Source organism: Mesorhizobium sp. M0239, from assembly GCF_040321815.1.
Taxonomy (GTDB): Bacteria; Pseudomonadota; Alphaproteobacteria; order Rhizobiales; family Rhizobiaceae; genus Mesorhizobium.
In genome coordinates, this window is record NZ_JAMYSG010000008.1 from 54,605 (window position 1) to 70,948 (window position 16,344).

Sequence of the window (16,344 nt, forward strand, 5' to 3'; positions counted from 1 at the left end):
GTTTGCTGGTTTTTTCCTGTCAGTTTACGCAGATTCTGAGCCTGTTCAGACCTTTCGCGGGACGCCGCCCACTGGTGACCCGTCATTCATTCAAGCGAGCCTGTTTCGTCATGCGTGTTATCCTGGAACGGTCAAATCTCCTGAAGTCGCTCAACCACGTCCATCGTGTGGTCGAGCGGCGAAACACCATACCGATCCTGTCCAACGTGCTGCTCAGCGCCGAAGGCGCCAGCCTTGAAATGAAGGCGACCGATCTCGACCTCGAGGTGACCGAAGCGACGCCCGCTAAGGTGGAGCGCGGCGGGGCGACGACAGTCCCGGCACATCTGCTCTACGACATCGTGCGCAAGCTTGCCGATGGCGCCGAGGTGATGCTGAAGACGGACGAGGACGGCAACGCCATGACGGTGACGTCTGGCCGCTCGAGCTTCCGCCTTCAGTGTCTGCCGCAATCCGACTTCCCGGAGCTCTCGGCCGGATCCTTCTCGCATATCTTCCGTCTCGACTCGGTTGCCCTGAAAGGCCTGATCGAGAAGACCCAATTCGCCATCTCCACCGAGGAGACGCGCTATTACCTGAACGGCATCTACCTGCACACGCATGAGGTCGGCGGCAAGCTGAAGCTGCGCTCGGTGGCGACCGACGGCCACCGCCTGGCGCGCGCCGAGATCGATGCGCCAGCGGGTTCCGAAGGCATGCCGGGCATCATCATTCCGCGCAAGACGGTGAGCGAGCTGCAGAAGCTCGTCGACGATCCGGATGTCGCGGTCACCACCGAACTGTCGGACACCAAAATCCGCTTCACCATCGGCAGCGTGGTTTTGACCTCGAAGCTGATCGACGGCACCTTCCCCGACTATCAGCGGGTCATTCCGACCGGCAACGACAAGAAGCTCATCATCGACCGCCAGAGTTTTGCCGCCGCCGTCGATCGCGTCTCGACCATCTCTTCCGAACGCGGCCGCGCGGTGAAGCTGTCGATCAGCGAGGGTCAGGTGACGCTTGCGGTCAACAATCCCGATTCAGGCAGCGCCACCGAAGAGCTGTCCGCCGACTATTCATCCGATCCGATCGAGATCGGCTTCAACGCCAAGTACCTGCTCGACGTTGCCGCGCAACTGACCGGCACGGAAGCCAAGTTCATGCTGGCCGACGCCGGTTCGCCGACGCTGATCCACGACATGGCCGACGAGACCGCACTCTATGTGCTGATGCCGATGCGGGTGTAGCGGCACGGTGTCAGCACTTCGGTCCTGTTGTGGACCGGCGGCAAGCGCGATATTTACGGCAACTCCTAGAGCAATTCCAGGAAAAGTGTGAAGCGGTTTTCCGTACGGAGTTGCGTCAAAACAAAGAGATAGAGCGGTCCTGCGTTTCCGTGAAACGATGGAGCGCTCTATAGGCGGATAGCGGTTGCCGGGACAGAACCATATAAGTAAGCTAACACTTACTAATTTCCGCAACTATGCGGCGCTGACGATCGATCTGGCGCCAGGTGCCGTGGTTTTTTCCGGCGACAACGGCGCCGGCAAGACCAATCTCCTCGAAGCGATCTCCTTTTTGACACCGGGGCGTGGCTTGCGCCGCGCCCCTTACGCGGATGTCGCACGCGAGGGCGGCGACGGCGGCTTTGCATTGCATGCCCGGCTCGACGGACCTGACGGCCAAGTCGAGATCGGAACAGGCATTTCCGGCGGCGACACCGCCGGCGAAGGCGGCAGGCGGGTGCGCATCAACGGAGCTCCGGCGCGTTCGGCCGAGGACATGCTGGAATGGCTGCGCGTGGTGTGGCTGACGCCGGCCATGGACGCGTTGTTCACCGGGCCGGCCGCGGATCGCCGGCGCTTTCTCGACCGGCTGGTGCTGGCGATCGATCCCGGCCACGGGCAACGTGCGATCGATTACGAGAAGGCGATGCGTGGCCGTAACCGCTTGCTTACTGAAGGCTCTCGAGACGACCGCTGGTTCGACGCAATCGAGACGCAGATGGCCGAAACCGGTGTGGCGATCGCCGCCGCGCGAGCCGAGATGGTGCGCCTTCTGACCGCCATGATCGACAGGCTGCCCGACACGGGGCCATTTCCGCAGGCCGATATTGGCCTTTCGGGAGACCTGGAAGCCGAAATTGCGACCGCGCCGGCAGTCGATGTCGAGGAGCGCTTCCGCCGAACCCTTGTCGAGGGTCGTGACCGCGATCGCGCTGCCGGGCGCACGCTCGAGGGCCCGCATCGTTCGGACCTGATGGTTCGGCACCGCCCCAAGGCGATGCCGGCCGAGCTTTGCTCGACAGGCGAGCAAAAGGCGCTGCTGGTCGGCATCGTGCTGTCGCATGCAAGGCTGACCGGCGAAATGTCGGGCATGACGCCGATCCTGCTGCTCGACGAGATCGCCGCGCATCTCGACAGCCGGCGCCGCACGGCGCTGTTTTCCATCCTGGAGGAACTGAACTGCCAGGCGTTCATGACAGGAACCGATGCTGCGCTGTTTTCCAGTCTCCAGGGACGCGCGCAATTCCTGACTGTCGACCATGGGACGGTTGGGCCAACCGAAGACCACTGACAAGGTTTTTCAGTCCCTGTATGATCAGGCAATGACCACTGCCGCCCTGACCGCAGACGAGATCGAACGCTATGCCCGCCACATCGTGCTGCCGGAGATCGGCGGAGCCGGCCAGCAAAGGCTGAAACAGGCCCGGGTGCTGGTCATCGGCGCTGGCGGGCTGGGCGCGCCGGTGCTTGAATATCTCGCCGCCGCCGGCGTCGGCACACTAGGCGTGGTCGATGACGACACCGTTTCGCTGTCCAATCTGCAGCGCCAGGTCATTCACGGTACCGACACTGTCGGCCTGCTGAAAACCGATAGCGCCAAGGCGGCAATCGTTCGCATCAATCCCAACACAATTGTTGAAGCGCACGCAATCCGGCTGACCACGGACAATGCGCCCGCCCTCGTCGCCCGCTATGACATCGTCGTCGACGGTTCCGACAATTTCGAAACGCGCTATGCCGTGGCCGATGCCTGCGCGAGCGAAGGCAAGCCGCTGGTGCATGCCGCCGTCGGACGCTTCGATGGTTCGGTAACGGTGCTGAAGCCATTCGAAGACGGCAAGGACGGCAAACCCAATCCAGGCTATCGCGATCTGTTTCCCGAGGCGCCGCCGCCGGGCCTGGTGCCGTCCTGCGCCGAAGCCGGCGTGCTTGGCGCGCTGACCGGCGTCGTCGGCACGCTGCAGGCCATGGAGGCGATCAAGCTGATCACCGGCGTCGGCGAACCGCTGGTCGGCCGGCTGCTGCTCTATGACGGGCTGGCGGCGCGCTTCGACACCATCCGCTACAAGAGAAGCTGAATTCTTGGACCGGATCGAAGCTGCCTCCATCACGCGGATCCCGACCGATTTCGACCGCTGGGACGATGTGCTCGCATTGATCATGCGCGCTTTCGCCTCGATGGACGGCGTCATCGACCCGCCCTCCTCGGCCCACCTTTTGACCACCGACACTCTGCGGGACAAGGCGCGGTGGGAGACCGGCTTCGTGGCGCTCAAGGGCGATCGGATCGTCGGCTGCGTCTTTGCCCTTGAAAAGGTGACAGAGTTCTATGTCGGCAAGCTCGCGGTCGCGCCGGACTGCCAGGGACAAGGCATTGGCCGGCGGCTGATGCAGGCGGTCGAAGACCTTGCCCGCAGCCGCGGCAAGGCGGCAATCGAGCTTCAGACGCGGATCGAGCTGACCGGGAATCATGCGGCCTTTGCTCGCCTCGGCTTTCGCGAAACTGAACGGACGGCGCACGAGGGCTATGCCAGGCCGACCTCGATCACCATGCGCAAAGCTATCCCGTAAGGTTTATCTTACGGTTTGTGGGCCGCGACAGCGTCAGGTCCTGAGCGGCAGCACGCGGTCTGGTGGGCGGTGGCCGTCAACGAAGGCGCGGATATTGATGATGACCTTTTCACCCATGTCGATGCGGCCCTCGAGCGTCGCCGAGCCCATATGCGGCAAAAGCACGACCTTGTTCTTGGCGGCGAGCTTCAGCAGCTTGCTGTTCAAGGCCGGCTCATGCTCGTAGACATCGAGCCCGGCGCCGGCGATCTTGCCGTCCTGGATCAGCTTGACCAGCGCTTCCTCGTCGATGATGTCGCCACGTGCGGTGTTGACGACATAGGCAGTCGGCTGCAGCAGCGCCAGCCGCCGCGCCGAAAGCAGATGGAAGGTTGCCGGCGTCGAGGGACAGTTGACCGAGATGATATCCATGCGGGCCAGCATCTGGTCGAGGCTTTCCCAATAGGTCGCCTCCAACCCGTCTTCCACGGCCGGCAGCACGCGGTGGCGATTGTGATAATGGATCGACAGTCCGAAGGCCTTGGCCCGCCTGGCGACGGCGGTGCCGATGCGGCCCATGCCGACAATGCCGAGCCGCTTGCCCCAGATGCGCCGGCCCAGCATCCAGGTCGGCGACCAGCCGGCCCATTTCTTGTCACCGGTGAGCACATTGGCGCCTTCCGCCAGCCGCCGCGGCACCGCCAGCATCAGCGCCATGGTCATGTCGGCGGTGTCCTCGGTCAGGACATTCGGCGTGTTGGTGACGGTGATGCCCCTCTTGGCCGCGGCCGCGACATCGATCTTGTCGACGCCATTGCCAAAATTCGCGATCAGTTTGAGGTTGTCGCCGGCCTGGGCGATCAGTGCGGCGTCGATCTGGTCGGTTACCGTCGGCACCAGCACGTCGGCCTCCTTGACCGCCGCGACCAGTTCCGGCTGCGTCATCGGCCGGTCCTCGACATTCAGCCTTGCGTCGAACAACTCGCGCATGCGGGTCTCGACGGGGTCGGGCAGCTTTCGCGTGATGACGACGAGAGGCTTCTTTTTGCCTGCCATTGTTTCCCTCTCGAGTACTTGCCGCAATTCCGAACGCAAAACCGCTTCACACTTTTGCTGGAATTGCTTCTAACCCGATCTCGTTGAGACCTCTTTAACCAAGACCGGCGAAACTGAAAGCCGGTCGCGGTGCCGATTACTCCCTGTAACAAGCGGTGCCGCCGAAGACAAAGAAAAAGGGGCGCCGAGGCCGATGGGCAAGCGCCGAAAGGAATGAAAGTGTCTGGTTTCGCGTCGCTTCGCCTGACCCTCAGCGCAGCATTTCTCGGCGCTCTGCTTTATTCTCCGCTTGCGGGCGCGCAGAGTGCCGCAGCACCTGCCCAGGGCGTCGTCACGCTTGGTCCGAGCGGCCTGCCGCTGCCGCGCTTCGTCAGCCTGAAATCCGGCCGCGTCAACTCGCGCGTCGGTCCCGGGGCCAACTACTCGGTCGACTGGATGTATATGAAGGCCGGCCTGCCGATGGAGATCATCCAGGAATTCGACACATGGCGCCGCGTGCGCGATGCCGATGGTTCGGAAGGCTGGATCAACCAGTCGCTGCTTTCCGGCCGACGCACGGCAATCGTCGCACCATGGCAGCGCGGCAAGGGCGCCCAGATCGACCTTCTCAACAGTCCCGACAAGGACGCAAGAGTGGTCGCGATGATTGAACCTGGCGTCATGGGTACGATCAAATCCTGCGACGGCCAGTGGTGCGAAATGACGTTCGACGGCCACACCGGCTGGCTTGCCCAGTCGGTTGTCTGGGGCGCCTATCCCGGCGAACGGGTCAAGGACTGACAACTTCATCGCGAGGCTCGGAAGAACTCGGGATCAGAAATAGGCCGGCAATCACGGATACGGCAACAAGGTGCTTGCGCCTCCGCTTCATCAAACTCAATTGCAGCATTGTCATTCACGCCGCCGATCGCTCGCGTCCGTTGCGAATGCGGCAGCGATTGCGCCTCTCAGCGGGTTGCTCAACCGTGTCAGGAGCGTAATCCGGCTGGCTGGCAAATCCGGCAATCCATGCGACCGGTTCAGTATCACGCAATCGGCCGGTACCTGGCTCTGCCCGATCGCCGCCACTCCCAAGCCCGCGCTGGCGGCCGATTGCAACGCAGTCACCGAACCGCCGGTGAAGGCGAGGCGCCAGGCGGTATTGCTGCCATCGAGCGCGCGTTCCGCTGCCAGTCGGACGGTGCAGGATCCGGGCAATGCCAACAGCGGCAACGCGGCAGACGACCGCCAGACGTCAGGCGACCTTGCACACCAGACAAGCTGGTCTCGGTAGAGCGGGATGCCCTGGCGCCGGCTGATATCCATGCGCACGACGGCAAAATCGGCCTTGCCTGCGTCGTAGCGGGCCTGCATCTCGGCTGAGAGACCCACCGACACTTCCAGCAGCAATTCCGGAAAGACTTGGCTCAGACGCCCAAACGCCGACTCCAGAAGCGCACCGGCGGCGTGATCGCCGATGGCCGCCCGGAGCGTGGTGGTTTGCGTGCCAGCATCGAATGTAGCCACGGCCCGGTCATGAGCCTCGAGGACCTGCCGCGCCGAAGCAAGGAACCGCGCGCCTTCGGGCGTCAGCGAAACCGCGCGCGGCGTCCGCGCCAGGAGACGCCGCTCCATCGCTTGCTCGAGCTTGCGGACCCGCAGGCTGATCGCCGACTGGGTGGTCCCGAGAAGATCGGCCGCGGTGGTGAAGCTCTCGCAGTCGGCAACAAGCACGAAGCTGCGAAGCTGTTCGATGGCAAGATGCTTCATTTCGTACTCATATCATAGAGACAGCTACTATGACATTTCCAAATGCTCCTCGTCGAGTCATATGGATTCCGACGAAGCACGGCGGTTGCCGGCTGACCCGGAAGGAGAATGATTAGATGTCTCGCCTATCGCCAATAAACGAAGATTCCGACACGGAAGCCGGCAAGCTTCTGGCGGAAACGCGACGCCAGCTCGGACGCGTCCCGAACCTCTATCGCGTCCTGGCCAACTCTCCGGTCGCTCTCAAAGGTTATCTGCAATTTCGCGAGTCGCTGCAGAGCGGCCGTCTCAGTTCGAAATTGCGCGAGCAGATCGCCCTGATAACTGCTGAGGTGAACCGCTGCGAATACTGCGTTTCGGCCCACGCATTTCGCGGATCCAAGATCGGCATCTCCGATACGGAATTGGAGCTAAATCGCAGGGGCGATTCAAGCGATGCCAGAGTGGCGGCCACGCTGGCGTTGGCTGCGGATGTGGCGCGTAGCCGCGGAGCCGTCACCGACCAGGCATTCGGCGCCGCCAGGGCCGCGGGGCTCGACGACGAGGAACTGGCAGAGGTGATCGCGCATGTCGCACTCAACTTCTATTCCAACATCCTCAATCACTTCGCCCAGCCAGAACTCGACTTTCCACGGACAGTGCTTCTCAATGACTGACCTCGTGACCCTCGATCCGAGTTCGATGGCGACCATTCCGCGTCACCAGATCGTCGTTTCCTCCAGCTATGGTTTCGATGAGACACTGCAACGGCTTCGCGACGCCATCGCTGCTGCCGAGCTATGGATCATCCATGAGATCGATCCGCAGGCCCTGCTCAGGAAAGGCGGGATCTCCACCATTCGGCTCCGTCAACTGCTTTGGTTCCACCCGCGATACATGGCGCGCCTGTTGCTGACCGATCCTGGCGCCGTGCCCGAAGCGCCGTTCAAGTTCGTGGTCAGCGAACAAGCAGCCGGCGTGACGGTCTGCGCCTTGAACCCGATTTTGGTGTTCTCGCCATATCCCCGGCTTTTTGGTCTCGCCCATGAACTGTTCGACGCGACGGAGCGAATGCTCGAGACGGTTTCCACGATGCCGGTGTCGGGAGGCGATATCTAGCGGAGCCATGAGCGGTCCGGCCGCCTGCATCAGGCGTGGTCATCTAGTCCCGATGCGGCCGAGATGGTGTCCGGAAAGCCGGTCGACAGCTTCAGGCCATAGCCCAGCGCACGGTCGATGGCGATGTGGGCGATCCAGATCAGCAACCGCCATCGCATTGCCCCACATGTGCCCGGCGAGCAGCAACAGCGCGGGCACGGTCAGGGGGCCTCGCCGGTCATTCGCGGCGTTTGGGGCGCAGCCTCACCACGATGTCGACATTGGCGATCTCCATCCCTTCCGGAGGCTCCGGCAGGTTGGCAACCGTCACCGGACCGCTGTCGATGTCGAATATGCGGTTTTCGCCTTCGATGTAGAAATGGTGGTGGTCGGAGGTATTGGTGTCGAAATAGGTTTTCGCGCCCTCGACGGCGAGGATGCGCAAAAGTCCCGCCTGGGTAAACTGGTGAAGGGCATTGTAGACGGTGGCCAGCGACACCGGCACGCCGGCGGCAACCGCCTCCTCGTGCAGTTCCTCGGCCGACAGATGCCGGTCGCCCTTGGCGAAAAGCAGATCGGCCAGCGCAATGCGCTGACGCGTCGGCCTCAGGCCGGCTTCACGGACCCGCTTGTCCACAGCGACATTTTCCTTCCGGCCGTCCAGGTCCATCTTCTCGTCGAACCCCACAGTTCCGCCCCAAGACACGCCCAGAATGGCAAAAAAATGAACGTCTGCCGAAACCGGACCTCTCAGGACATATATTCTGTCGTCCGAATGCGATCAATAGCGCGCATTGACCCAGGCAGACGAGCAGGCTAAGCGCAAACGCCGGTTTCCGGCCTGAAACAGATTGTGTTAGGAAACCAACTACAAGGGCACCCGATAGCCCGGAACGATATGGGATGAGATTGATGGCGGGTAAATCCAGCTACGAGTACGACGAATTGCTGGCCTGCGCCCGCGGCGAACTGTTCGGACCGGGCAACGCCCAGCTTCCTTATCCGCCGATGCTGATGTTCGACCGCATCACCGAGATCAGCGAGACGGGCGGCGCCTTCGAGAAGGGTTTCATCCGCGCGGAGTTCGACATCAAGCCGGACCTGTGGTTCTTTGCCTGCCATTTCATCGGCAATCCGATCATGCCGGGGTGCCTCGGCCTCGACGCCATGTGGCAATTGACGGGCTTCTATCTTGGCTGGCTGGGCGAACCCGGCAAGGGGATGGCGCTGTCGACCGGTGAAGTGAAATTCAAGGGCATGGTCACGCCCTCGGTGAAGAAGGTCGAATATGGCATCGACTTCAAGCGCGTGATGCGGGGCCGGCTGGTGCTCGGCATCGCCGATGGCTGGCTGAAGGCGGATGGCGAACCCATATACGCGGCAACGGATTTGAAAGTCGGTCTGTCCAAGCAGTCGGCGGTTGGCTGACCGGCATCCCTGGCCAGCTCTCTGGCCAGCATCCTTGGAAGGAGTTGCGAATGAGACGTGTCGTAGTCACAGGCATCGGCGTTGTGTCGTCGATCGGCAACAATGCCAACGAGGTGCAGACCTCTCTGCATGACGCCAAATCCGGCATCAGCTTCTCCGATTCCTTCGCCGAACACGGCTTCCGTTGCCAGGTCTGGGGAGCGCCGACGCTCGATCCATCGGCCATGATCGACCGCCGTGCGATGCGCTTCCTGAGCCAGGGGGCTGCCTGGAACCATGTCGCCATGGATCAGGCGATCGCGGATGCGGGCCTCGGCGAGAGCGACATCACCAATGAGCGCACCGGCATCGTCATGGGATCGGGCGGACCATCCACCCGCACCATCGTCGAAGCTGCCGAAACGACGCTGAAGAATGGCAGTCCCAAGCGCATCGGTCCGTTCGCGGTGCCGAAGGCAATGTCATCAACCGCATCGGCAACGCTTGCCACCTGGTTCAAGATCCACGGCGTCAACTACTCGATCTCGTCGGCCTGTTCGACCTCGGCGCACTGCATCGGCAATGGCTACGAATTGATCCAGTGGGGCAAGCAGGACATCATCTTTGCCGGCGGCCACGAGGATCTCGACTGGACGATGTCGGACCTGTTCGACGCCATGGGCGCGATGTCGTCGAAATTCAACGACAAGGCATCGACCGCTTCCCGCGCCTATGACGCCAATCGCGACGGCTTCGTCATCGCTGGCGGCGCCGGGGTGCTGGTGCTGGAAGAGCTTGAGCATGCCAAGGCGCGCGGCGCCAAGATCTATGCCGAGATCGTCGGCTATGGCGCGACGTCGGATGGCTACGACATGGTTGCTCCTTCAGGCGAGGGCGCGGTCCGCTGCATGCGCCAGGCGCTGGCCACGGTTTCCACACCGGTCGACTACATCAACACCCATGGCACCTCGACGCCGGTGGGAGATTCCAAGGAAATGGGAGCGATCCGCGAGGTGTTCGGCCCAGAGATGCCGTATATCACCTCGACGAAGTCGCTGACCGGCCATTCGCTGGGCGCGGCCGGCGTGCAGGAATCCATCTATTCGATCCTGATGATGCAGGGCGGCTTCATCGGCGAAAGCGCCCATATCGAGACCCTCGACCCCGAATTCGAGGGCATGCCGATCGTGCGAAAGCGCATCGACGACGCCAGGATCGATACTGTCTTGTCCAATTCGTTCGGCTTCGGCGGCACCAACGCCACGCTCGTTTTCCAGCGCTATTCCGCATAAGGATTTGCCGGCCATGGACGGATTGATGAAGGGCAAGCGCGGGCTTGTCATGGGTGTCGCCAACGATCATTCGATCGCTTGGGGAATTGCCCGGAAATTGTCCGAACATGGGGCGGAACTCGCCTTCACCTATCAGGGCGATGCCTTCGGACGCAGGGTCAAGCCGCTGGCCGACAAGCTCGGCGCCTCGCTGGTGGTGCCGTGCGACGTCGAGGACAGCGCTTCGGTCGCCGCCACATTCGAGACCCTGGGCAAGGAATGGGGCGGGCTGGATTTCATCGTCCACGCCATCGGCTTTTCCGACAAGAACGAGTTGAAAGGCCTCTACGCCGACACCAGCCGGGACAATTTCGTCCGTACCATGGTGATCTCTTGCTACTCCTTCACCGAGGTCGCCCGCCATGCAGCCACCTTGATGCAGGACGGCGGATCGATGATCACGCTGACCTATGCGGGCTCCGTCCGCGTCATGCCGAACTACAATGTCATGGGCGTCGCCAAGGCAGGGCTGGAGGCGAGTGTCCGCTACCTCGCCAACGATTACGGTCCGCGCGGCATCAGGGTGAACGGCATATCGGCTGGACCCGTGCGCACGCTCGCCGGCGCCGGTATTTCCGATGCGCGCCATATGTTCTCCTACCAGCAGCGAAACTCGCCGCTGCGCCGCACGGTGACCATCGACGAGGTCGGCGGCTCGGCACTTTATCTGTTGTCGGATCTGTCTTCCGGGGTTACCGGCGAGATCCACTATGTCGATTCCGGCTATCACATCGTTTCCATGCCGACACTCGACGAATTGAAGCAGACCGACGGCGGACGAGACTAACGCCTGTCGCCCAAAGGTGCGCGGCGGTTTTGGAATGGCGACATTGAAGACACGAAGCTTAAAGCGCGCCAACTGAATCCGTTTCAGCGCTAGGCGTATTGATCCGCTCAAGAAATACTTTCGGTCCAGTAAAATTGGATTCATTCGCGGAAACTCATTTTAAGGAGATATCCGCTAGAAAGCCCCGTACTCAGGGGAACTTTCAATGCTCGCCGTCAGCAACCCGAAGCGAACACCGGTGTTCCGACTGCTCACCATAGCGAGTTCGGGTCTCGGCAGTTTCGTCCTCGGGCTCTGGGGCTTGAAGCTCGGCCTCGGCGATGGTTTTGTCGGCATCTCCGCGGACATGATGGTCTCGGTGATGGCCGCTCTTTGCGCACTGGCGGCATCGGTCGCCGCGATGTCCTTCTTCGCCGGCGTCGATGAATCGGCGGATTTCGTCTTCACGGAAACCCATTTCGACAAGCTGACCGGCCTGGTGGCACGCCCGGCGATGGTCGGCAAGATTGCCGAGGCGGCATGCGCGACCAGCCGGACCGGCGAGCCGATGTTCCTCATCGATATCGACATCGACCGGTTCAAGCAGATCAATGACGCCATCGGCTACAGCCAGGGCGACGAGTTGATCCGCGCCTTCACCAAGCGCTTGAAGACGTGCGTGCCGCCGCGCGCGCTGATCGGACGCATCGGCGCCGGTGAATTCGCGATCCTGCTGCCCGACAATCAGGTGTCCGGATCGCTGGAAAGCACCGTCGAGAGGCTCATCGACGAGATGATGGAGCCCTATGATCTCGGTACGCACCTGCAATCGGTCAGCCTGTCGGTCGGCATCGTGGCGATGCCAAAGGACGGCGTCGATCCGGTCCTCATCCTGCGCCGCTCCAATCTGGCGCTGCAGAACGCGCGCGCCAGCGGCGTCGGCAACTGGTCGGTCTTCCATGCCGAAATGGGCAGGGTCGCCGACCATCGCCAATGGATCGAATCCGAACTGCATATAGCCTTCGAGCGTGGTGACTTCGACCTTCATTACCAGCCGCAGCTCGATCTCCCGACCGGCCGCATCGTCGGGTATGAAGCGCTTATCCGCTGGCGGCATCCGGAACGCGGCATGATCCCGCCGATGGAGTTCATTCCGATCGCCGAGGAAACCGGCATGATCGGCCCGATCGGCGAATGGGTGCTGCGCAAAGCCTGCAGCGACGCACAGCATCTGCCCGATGATTGCTTCGTCGCCGTCAACATCTCGCCCGTCCAGTTCATGACCAAGGACTTCGTCGGCATCGTGCGCGACACTATGACGAGCACCGGCATCAAGCCGTCGCGGCTGGAGCTGGAAGTGACCGAGACGGCGATGATGCAGGACCGCGACCGCGCCGCCGCCATCCTGAAGGAGCTTGCGGATATGGGCATCTCGGTCGCCGTCGACGATTTCGGTACCGGCTATTCCAATTTGAGCTACTTGATCGATTTCTCATTCGGCAAGCTGAAGATCGACCGGTCCTTCGTCAGCCGCCTCGACACCGACTCCAGCTCCGGCGCGGTCGTCTCGACGATCGTCGGGCTTTCGCGCGCGCTCGGGGTCAGCATCATTGCCGAAGGCGTCGAGACCGAAAGCCAGGCGACGCTGCTCAGGGCAGCCGGCTGCGAGGTGGTGCAAGGCTATCTTTACGGCAGGCCCGCCCCCCTCAAGATCAGGATCGGCGACGCGCATGTCACCGATGAGGTCCGGCGCGTCGCCAATCTGCATTGAGTGCGACGCGATGTCTGTTTTCGTCTGAGCATGACCTTTTCCGAAAACCGGTATCCACTTTTCGGGATCATGCTTCAACGACGAGCGACAAGCACCTTGAACATGCCGTCGCGAGCGAGTTCGGCATGGCTCGAAAAAGCGGCCGCCAGGATCGGCTCATAGGGAAGCTGGCGGTTGGCGACCATGAACAGCCGCCCACCTGGTTTCAAGGCCTTGGCCGCCGCGCGGATCATGCCGGCGCCGATCTCCGGCTCGGCCGCCCGGCTGCGGTGAAAGGGCGGGTTCATGGCGATCGCGTCGTAACGCTTCTCGACCGGTTCCTTCAGCAGATCGATCCAGAAGAAGTTTCTGGCGATCGACTGGGTGACCCCTGTCAGATTGAGCTTTGCGGCTTCGAGCGAGGCGAAATCGGCCTCATAGAGGTCGAGCGCCTGAACGCCGGGGGAGCAGGCGGCGATCTCGGCAGCCAGATACCCCCAGCCGGCGCAGAAATCGGCAACGCTGCCCCGCAGATCATTGGGCAGGTTCTCGACCAGCAATTTGGAGCCGGTATCGATCCGGTCGAAGGAAAACATGCCGGGCGCGGTGCGGAACCGGTTTTCAACCAGCAGAGCGGGATTGGCGGCGCGCAGTTCTTCCGCGACGGCGAGATCCGCGGGACGGCGTAACCAGAAGGCGATGCCGTGATATTTCGGCAGATGGCCCTCAAGGGGGACAAGTTCGTCAACGCGCTTGCGCAGGCTGGCAATGCCGTCATCCTTGCCGCCGGCAATGACGACCAAGGCGCCAGGCGCCACGCGCTCAAGCGCATCGGCGATGCGCACCTCGTTCAGGCCGCGATGCCGGCCGGCCAGCACAAGTGCCATATCGAAGCCGCCGCCTTCCGGTTGCGCGGTGACGCCGGAGGCCTGCAACGCACGAAAATCCGGCCGGAAGCCTTGCACGAGGTGAAGCGTCGCCTCGAAGCCTTCAGGCAGGCGAAATCCTGGCTCAGCGCCGAGAAACAGCACGCGCTCGCCCTTTACCGGCAAAGCAACAGCCTCGGCCTCAAAGGGATGGAAAAGCGTCTTCAACGGCTCGGCGGACATTGTTCGATCTCGACCTGTCTAGACGATCTGAAAGTGAAAACGGAGCTAAAATGAAAACGGGCGCGACATAAGCCGCGCCCGTTTCGATTCATGGTCTCAGACCAATCAGGCGGCGTTTTCTTCGCCTTCGGTCTTCTTGTCGCGGGCGAGTTCTTTGCCGGTGGCCTGGTCGACGACCTTCATCGACAGGCGGACCTTGCCGCGCTCGTCGAAGCCCATCAGCTTGACCCAGACCTTATCGCCTTCCTTGACCACGTCCGAGGTCTTGGCGACCCGGTCGTTGGCAAGCTGCGAGATGTGGACGAGGCCATCACGCGGACCGAAGAAGTTGACGAAAGCGCCGAAGTCCGCGGTCTTGACGACCGTACCTTCGTAAATCTCGCCGACTTCCGGCTCGGCGACGATGGTGTGGATCCACTTCTTCGCCGCCTCGATCTCCTTGGCGTTGGACGAAGCGATCTTGACCGTGCCGTCGTCCTCGATGTTGATCTTGGCGCCTGTCTTTTCGACGATCTCGCGGATGACCTTGCCGCCCGAGCCGATCACGTCACGGATCTTGTCGGTCGGGATGTGCATCACTTCGATGCGCGGTGCGAACTCACCCAGTTCCGAACGCGCGCCGGTCAGAGCATGCGCCATCTCGCCGAGGATGTGCTGGCGGCCATCCTTGGCCTGGTCCAGCGCGATCTTCATGATCTCCTCGGTGATGCCTTCGATCTTGATATCCATCTGCAGCGAGGTGATGCCGCTGGCGGTGCCGGCGACCTTGAAGTCCATATCGCCGAGGTGATCTTCGTCACCGAGGATGTCGGAGAGAACGGCGAAACGCTCGCCTTCCTTGATCAGGCCCATGGCGATACCGGCGACGGGCTTGGCCAGCGGCACGCCGGCATCCATCAGCGCCAGCGAGGTGCCGCAGACAGTGGCCATCGACGACGAACCGTTGGACTCGGTGATCTCCGAGACGACGCGCAGCGTGTAGGGGAACTGGTCAGCGCTCGGCAGCATCGGGCGAATGGCGCGCCAGGCGAGCTTGCCATGGCCGATTTCGCGACGACCCGGCGAACCCATGCGGCCGGTCTCACCGACGGAATAGGGAGGGAAGTTGTAGTGAAGGAGGAACTTCTCCTTGTACATGCCGGTCAGCGAATCGACATACTGCTCGTCCTCGCCGGTGCCGAGCGTGGCAACGACCAGCGCCTGGGTCTCGCCGCGGGTGAACAGCGCCGAACCATGGGTGCGCGGCAGAACGCCGACTTCGGAGACGATCTTGCGAACCGTGCTCAGGTCACGACCGTCGATGCGCGAACCGGTGTCCAGGATGTTCCAGCGCACGACCTTGGCCTGGAGTTCCTTGAACACGCTGCCGATCTGCTCGGAAGTGTATTTGGCGTCTTCACCTTCGGCCGGGGCAAACGCTGCCTTGACCTTCGCCTTGACGGCGTCGACGGCGGCGTAACGCTTCTGCTTGTCGACGTTCTTGTAGGCATTGCTGAGTTCGTCGCCGACGATCTTCAGCATCTCGGCTTCAAGCGCGGAATAGTCCGGCGCGGTGAAGTCGCGCGGCTCCTTGGCGGCAACTTCGGCCAGCTTGATGATGGCGTCGATAACCGGCTGGAAGCCCTTGTGGCCGAACATGACCGCGCCGAGCATCAGCTCTTCGCCGAGTTCCTTGGCTTCGGACTCGACCATCAGCACGGCATCTGTGGTGCCGGCGACGATCAGATCGAGCTTCGATTCCTGCATCTCGTCGACATGCGGGTTGAGCACATATTCGCCGTTGATATAGCCGACGCGAGCGCCGCCGATCGGGCCCATGAAGGGAACGCCGGAGAGCGTCAGGGCGGCCGAAGTGGCAACGATCGACAGGATGTCCGGATCGTTCTCGAGATCGTGCTGGACGACGGTGACGACGATCTGGGTGTCGTTCTTGTAGCCGGAGGCGAAGAGCGGGCGGATCGGGCGGTCGATGAGGCGGGAAACCAGCGTTTCCTTCTCGCTCGGACGGCCTTCACGCTTGAAATAGCCACCCGGGATCTTGCCGGCGGCGTAGGTCTTTTCCTGGTAGTTGACGGTCAGCGGGAAGAAATCGAGGCCGGGCTTCGGCTCCTTCATCGAAACGACGGTGGCGAGAACCTTGGTCTCGCCGTAGGTGGCGAGCACCGCGCCGTCAGCCTGGCGTGCGATCTTGCCGGTTTCGAGGATGAGCGGACGGCCGCCCCATTCGATTTCCACTTTGTGGTGATTGAACATGTCTTGTCCTTAATATGAGGAAAGGGCC

17 protein-coding genes are annotated in these 16,344 nt (G+C 62.2%); 11 read left to right on the plus strand and 6 right to left on the minus strand.

The window, feature by feature from the left end; all coding sequences use genetic code 11:
* The first annotated feature begins 110 nt into the window (after positions 1 to 110).
* The 4 genes from dnaN to NKI99_RS10125 all read left to right on the plus strand — a co-directional run bounded on the left by dnaN (position 111) and on the right by NKI99_RS10125 (position 3,839).
* A complete protein-coding gene (gene dnaN / locus NKI99_RS10110) occupies positions 111 to 1,229 on the plus strand; it encodes a DNA polymerase III subunit beta (RefSeq protein ID WP_023811387.1) in 1,119 nt (372 codons plus the stop codon).
* Positions 1,230 to 1,413: 184 nt separating this feature from the next.
* Positions 1,414 to 2,559: a DNA replication/repair protein RecF gene (gene recF, locus NKI99_RS10115; RefSeq protein WP_023811388.1), complete on the plus strand. Its 1,146-nt coding sequence runs from the start codon at positions 1,414 to 1,416 to the stop codon at positions 2,557 to 2,559.
* Between the two features lie 31 nt (positions 2,560 to 2,590).
* On the plus strand, positions 2,591 to 3,346 hold the full coding sequence (locus NKI99_RS10120) for a molybdopterin-synthase adenylyltransferase MoeB (RefSeq protein ID WP_023811389.1): 756 nt from the start codon (positions 2,591 to 2,593) through the stop codon (positions 3,344 to 3,346).
* A gap of 4 nt (positions 3,347 to 3,350) precedes the next feature.
* Positions 3,351 to 3,839 (plus strand): GNAT family N-acetyltransferase, encoded by a 489-nt coding sequence (locus NKI99_RS10125; protein WP_023811390.1) that lies wholly within the window; start codon positions 3,351 to 3,353, stop codon positions 3,837 to 3,839.
* 33 nt (positions 3,840 to 3,872) lie between these two features.
* Here the strand turns inward: NKI99_RS10125 and NKI99_RS10130 are convergent, their stop codons facing one another.
* Positions 3,873 to 4,874, minus strand: coding sequence for a 2-hydroxyacid dehydrogenase (locus NKI99_RS10130; protein ID WP_023811391.1), 1,002 nt, complete (start codon positions 4,872 to 4,874; stop codon positions 3,873 to 3,875).
* Between the two features lie 219 nt (positions 4,875 to 5,093).
* On the opposite strand from NKI99_RS10130, the gene NKI99_RS10135 reads away from it, so the two are divergent.
* Positions 5,094 to 5,654, plus strand: a complete 561-nt coding sequence (locus NKI99_RS10135) for an SH3 domain-containing protein (RefSeq protein ID WP_023811392.1) — start codon at positions 5,094 to 5,096, stop codon at positions 5,652 to 5,654.
* Between the two features lie 111 nt (positions 5,655 to 5,765).
* Here the strand turns inward: NKI99_RS10135 and NKI99_RS10140 are convergent, their stop codons facing one another.
* Positions 5,766 to 6,623, minus strand: coding sequence for a LysR family transcriptional regulator (locus NKI99_RS10140; protein ID WP_023811393.1), 858 nt, complete (start codon positions 6,621 to 6,623; stop codon positions 5,766 to 5,768).
* Positions 6,624 to 6,739: 116 nt separating this feature from the next.
* Here NKI99_RS10140 and NKI99_RS10145 point away from each other — a divergent pair, with 116 nt between their 5' ends.
* Together NKI99_RS10145 and NKI99_RS10150 are read left to right on the plus strand one after the other, a co-directional pair.
* A complete protein-coding gene (locus NKI99_RS10145) occupies positions 6,740 to 7,279 on the plus strand; it encodes a carboxymuconolactone decarboxylase family protein (protein ID WP_023811394.1) in 540 nt (179 codons plus the stop codon).
* Between the two features lie 25 nt (positions 7,280 to 7,304).
* Complete coding sequence (locus NKI99_RS10150) at positions 7,305 to 7,721, plus strand: DUF302 domain-containing protein (RefSeq protein ID WP_164892952.1); 417 nt, start codon at positions 7,305 to 7,307, stop codon at positions 7,719 to 7,721.
* A gap of 29 nt (positions 7,722 to 7,750) precedes the next feature.
* Here the strand turns inward: NKI99_RS10150 and NKI99_RS10155 are convergent, their stop codons facing one another.
* Together NKI99_RS10155 and irrA are read right to left on the minus strand one after the other, a co-directional pair.
* The gene (locus tag NKI99_RS10155; RefSeq protein ID WP_023811396.1) at positions 7,751 to 7,867 is read right to left on the minus strand and encodes a DUF4260 family protein; all 117 of its coding nucleotides are present in this window, start codon (positions 7,865 to 7,867) and stop codon (positions 7,751 to 7,753) included.
* Between the two features lie 71 nt (positions 7,868 to 7,938).
* Entirely contained in the window at positions 7,939 to 8,370 is a 432-nt protein-coding gene (irrA, locus tag NKI99_RS10160; protein ID WP_024503471.1) for an iron response transcriptional regulator IrrA, read from the minus strand.
* A gap of 242 nt (positions 8,371 to 8,612) precedes the next feature.
* Here irrA and fabA point away from each other — a divergent pair, with 242 nt between their 5' ends.
* The 4 genes from fabA to NKI99_RS10180 all read left to right on the plus strand — a co-directional run bounded on the left by fabA (position 8,613) and on the right by NKI99_RS10180 (position 12,975).
* Positions 8,613 to 9,128, plus strand: a complete 516-nt coding sequence (gene fabA, locus NKI99_RS10165; RefSeq protein WP_013527885.1) for a 3-hydroxyacyl-[acyl-carrier-protein] dehydratase FabA — start codon at positions 8,613 to 8,615, stop codon at positions 9,126 to 9,128.
* 50 nt (positions 9,129 to 9,178) lie between these two features.
* Positions 9,179 to 10,399 (plus strand): beta-ketoacyl-ACP synthase I, encoded by a 1,221-nt coding sequence (gene fabB / locus NKI99_RS10170; protein ID WP_023811398.1) that lies wholly within the window; start codon positions 9,179 to 9,181, stop codon positions 10,397 to 10,399.
* Between the two features lie 13 nt (positions 10,400 to 10,412).
* Positions 10,413 to 11,225, plus strand: a complete 813-nt coding sequence (gene fabI, locus NKI99_RS10175; RefSeq protein ID WP_023811399.1) for an enoyl-ACP reductase FabI — start codon at positions 10,413 to 10,415, stop codon at positions 11,223 to 11,225.
* Between the two features lie 205 nt (positions 11,226 to 11,430).
* The gene (locus tag NKI99_RS10180; RefSeq protein WP_352610750.1) at positions 11,431 to 12,975 is read left to right on the plus strand and encodes a putative bifunctional diguanylate cyclase/phosphodiesterase; all 1,545 of its coding nucleotides are present in this window, start codon (positions 11,431 to 11,433) and stop codon (positions 12,973 to 12,975) included.
* 74 nt (positions 12,976 to 13,049) lie between these two features.
* Here NKI99_RS10180 and NKI99_RS10185 read toward each other — a convergent pair whose 3' ends face one another.
* Together NKI99_RS10185 and pnp are read right to left on the minus strand one after the other, a co-directional pair.
* A complete protein-coding gene (locus NKI99_RS10185; protein WP_352610751.1) occupies positions 13,050 to 14,063 on the minus strand; it encodes a class I SAM-dependent methyltransferase in 1,014 nt (337 codons plus the stop codon).
* A 105-nt stretch (positions 14,064 to 14,168) separates the two neighbouring features.
* Positions 14,169 to 16,316, minus strand: a complete 2,148-nt coding sequence (gene pnp, locus NKI99_RS10190) for a polyribonucleotide nucleotidyltransferase (protein ID WP_023811402.1) — start codon at positions 16,314 to 16,316, stop codon at positions 14,169 to 14,171.
* Positions 16,317 to 16,344: the final 28 nt, after the last annotated feature.

Coding starts and splice junctions, on each gene's coding strand:
- NKI99_RS10120 (WP_023811389.1), top strand. CDS start 2,591: ATGACCACTGCCGCCCTGACCGCAGACGAGATCGAACGCTATGCCCGC.
- fabB (WP_023811398.1), top strand. CDS start 9,179: ATGAGACGTGTCGTAGTCACAGGCATCGGCGTTGTGTCGTCGATCGGC.
- dnaN (WP_023811387.1), top strand. CDS start 111: ATGCGTGTTATCCTGGAACGGTCAAATCTCCTGAAGTCGCTCAACCAC.
- NKI99_RS10150 (WP_164892952.1), top strand. CDS start 7,305: ATGGCGACCATTCCGCGTCACCAGATCGTCGTTTCCTCCAGCTATGGT.
- pnp (WP_023811402.1), bottom strand. CDS start 16,316: ATGTTCAATCACCACAAAGTGGAAATCGAATGGGGCGGCCGTCCGCTC.
- NKI99_RS10140 (WP_023811393.1), bottom strand. CDS start 6,623: ATGAAGCATCTTGCCATCGAACAGCTTCGCAGCTTCGTGCTTGTTGCC.
- fabA (WP_013527885.1), top strand. CDS start 8,613: ATGGCGGGTAAATCCAGCTACGAGTACGACGAATTGCTGGCCTGCGCC.
- NKI99_RS10180 (WP_352610750.1), top strand. CDS start 11,431: ATGCTCGCCGTCAGCAACCCGAAGCGAACACCGGTGTTCCGACTGCTC.
- irrA (WP_024503471.1), bottom strand. CDS start 8,370: ATGGACCTGGACGGCCGGAAGGAAAATGTCGCTGTGGACAAGCGGGTC.
- fabI (WP_023811399.1), top strand. CDS start 10,413: ATGGACGGATTGATGAAGGGCAAGCGCGGGCTTGTCATGGGTGTCGCC.
- NKI99_RS10185 (WP_352610751.1), bottom strand. CDS start 14,063: ATGTCCGCCGAGCCGTTGAAGACGCTTTTCCATCCCTTTGAGGCCGAG.
- NKI99_RS10130 (WP_023811391.1), bottom strand. CDS start 4,874: ATGGCAGGCAAAAAGAAGCCTCTCGTCGTCATCACGCGAAAGCTGCCC.
- NKI99_RS10145 (WP_023811394.1), top strand. CDS start 6,740: ATGTCTCGCCTATCGCCAATAAACGAAGATTCCGACACGGAAGCCGGC.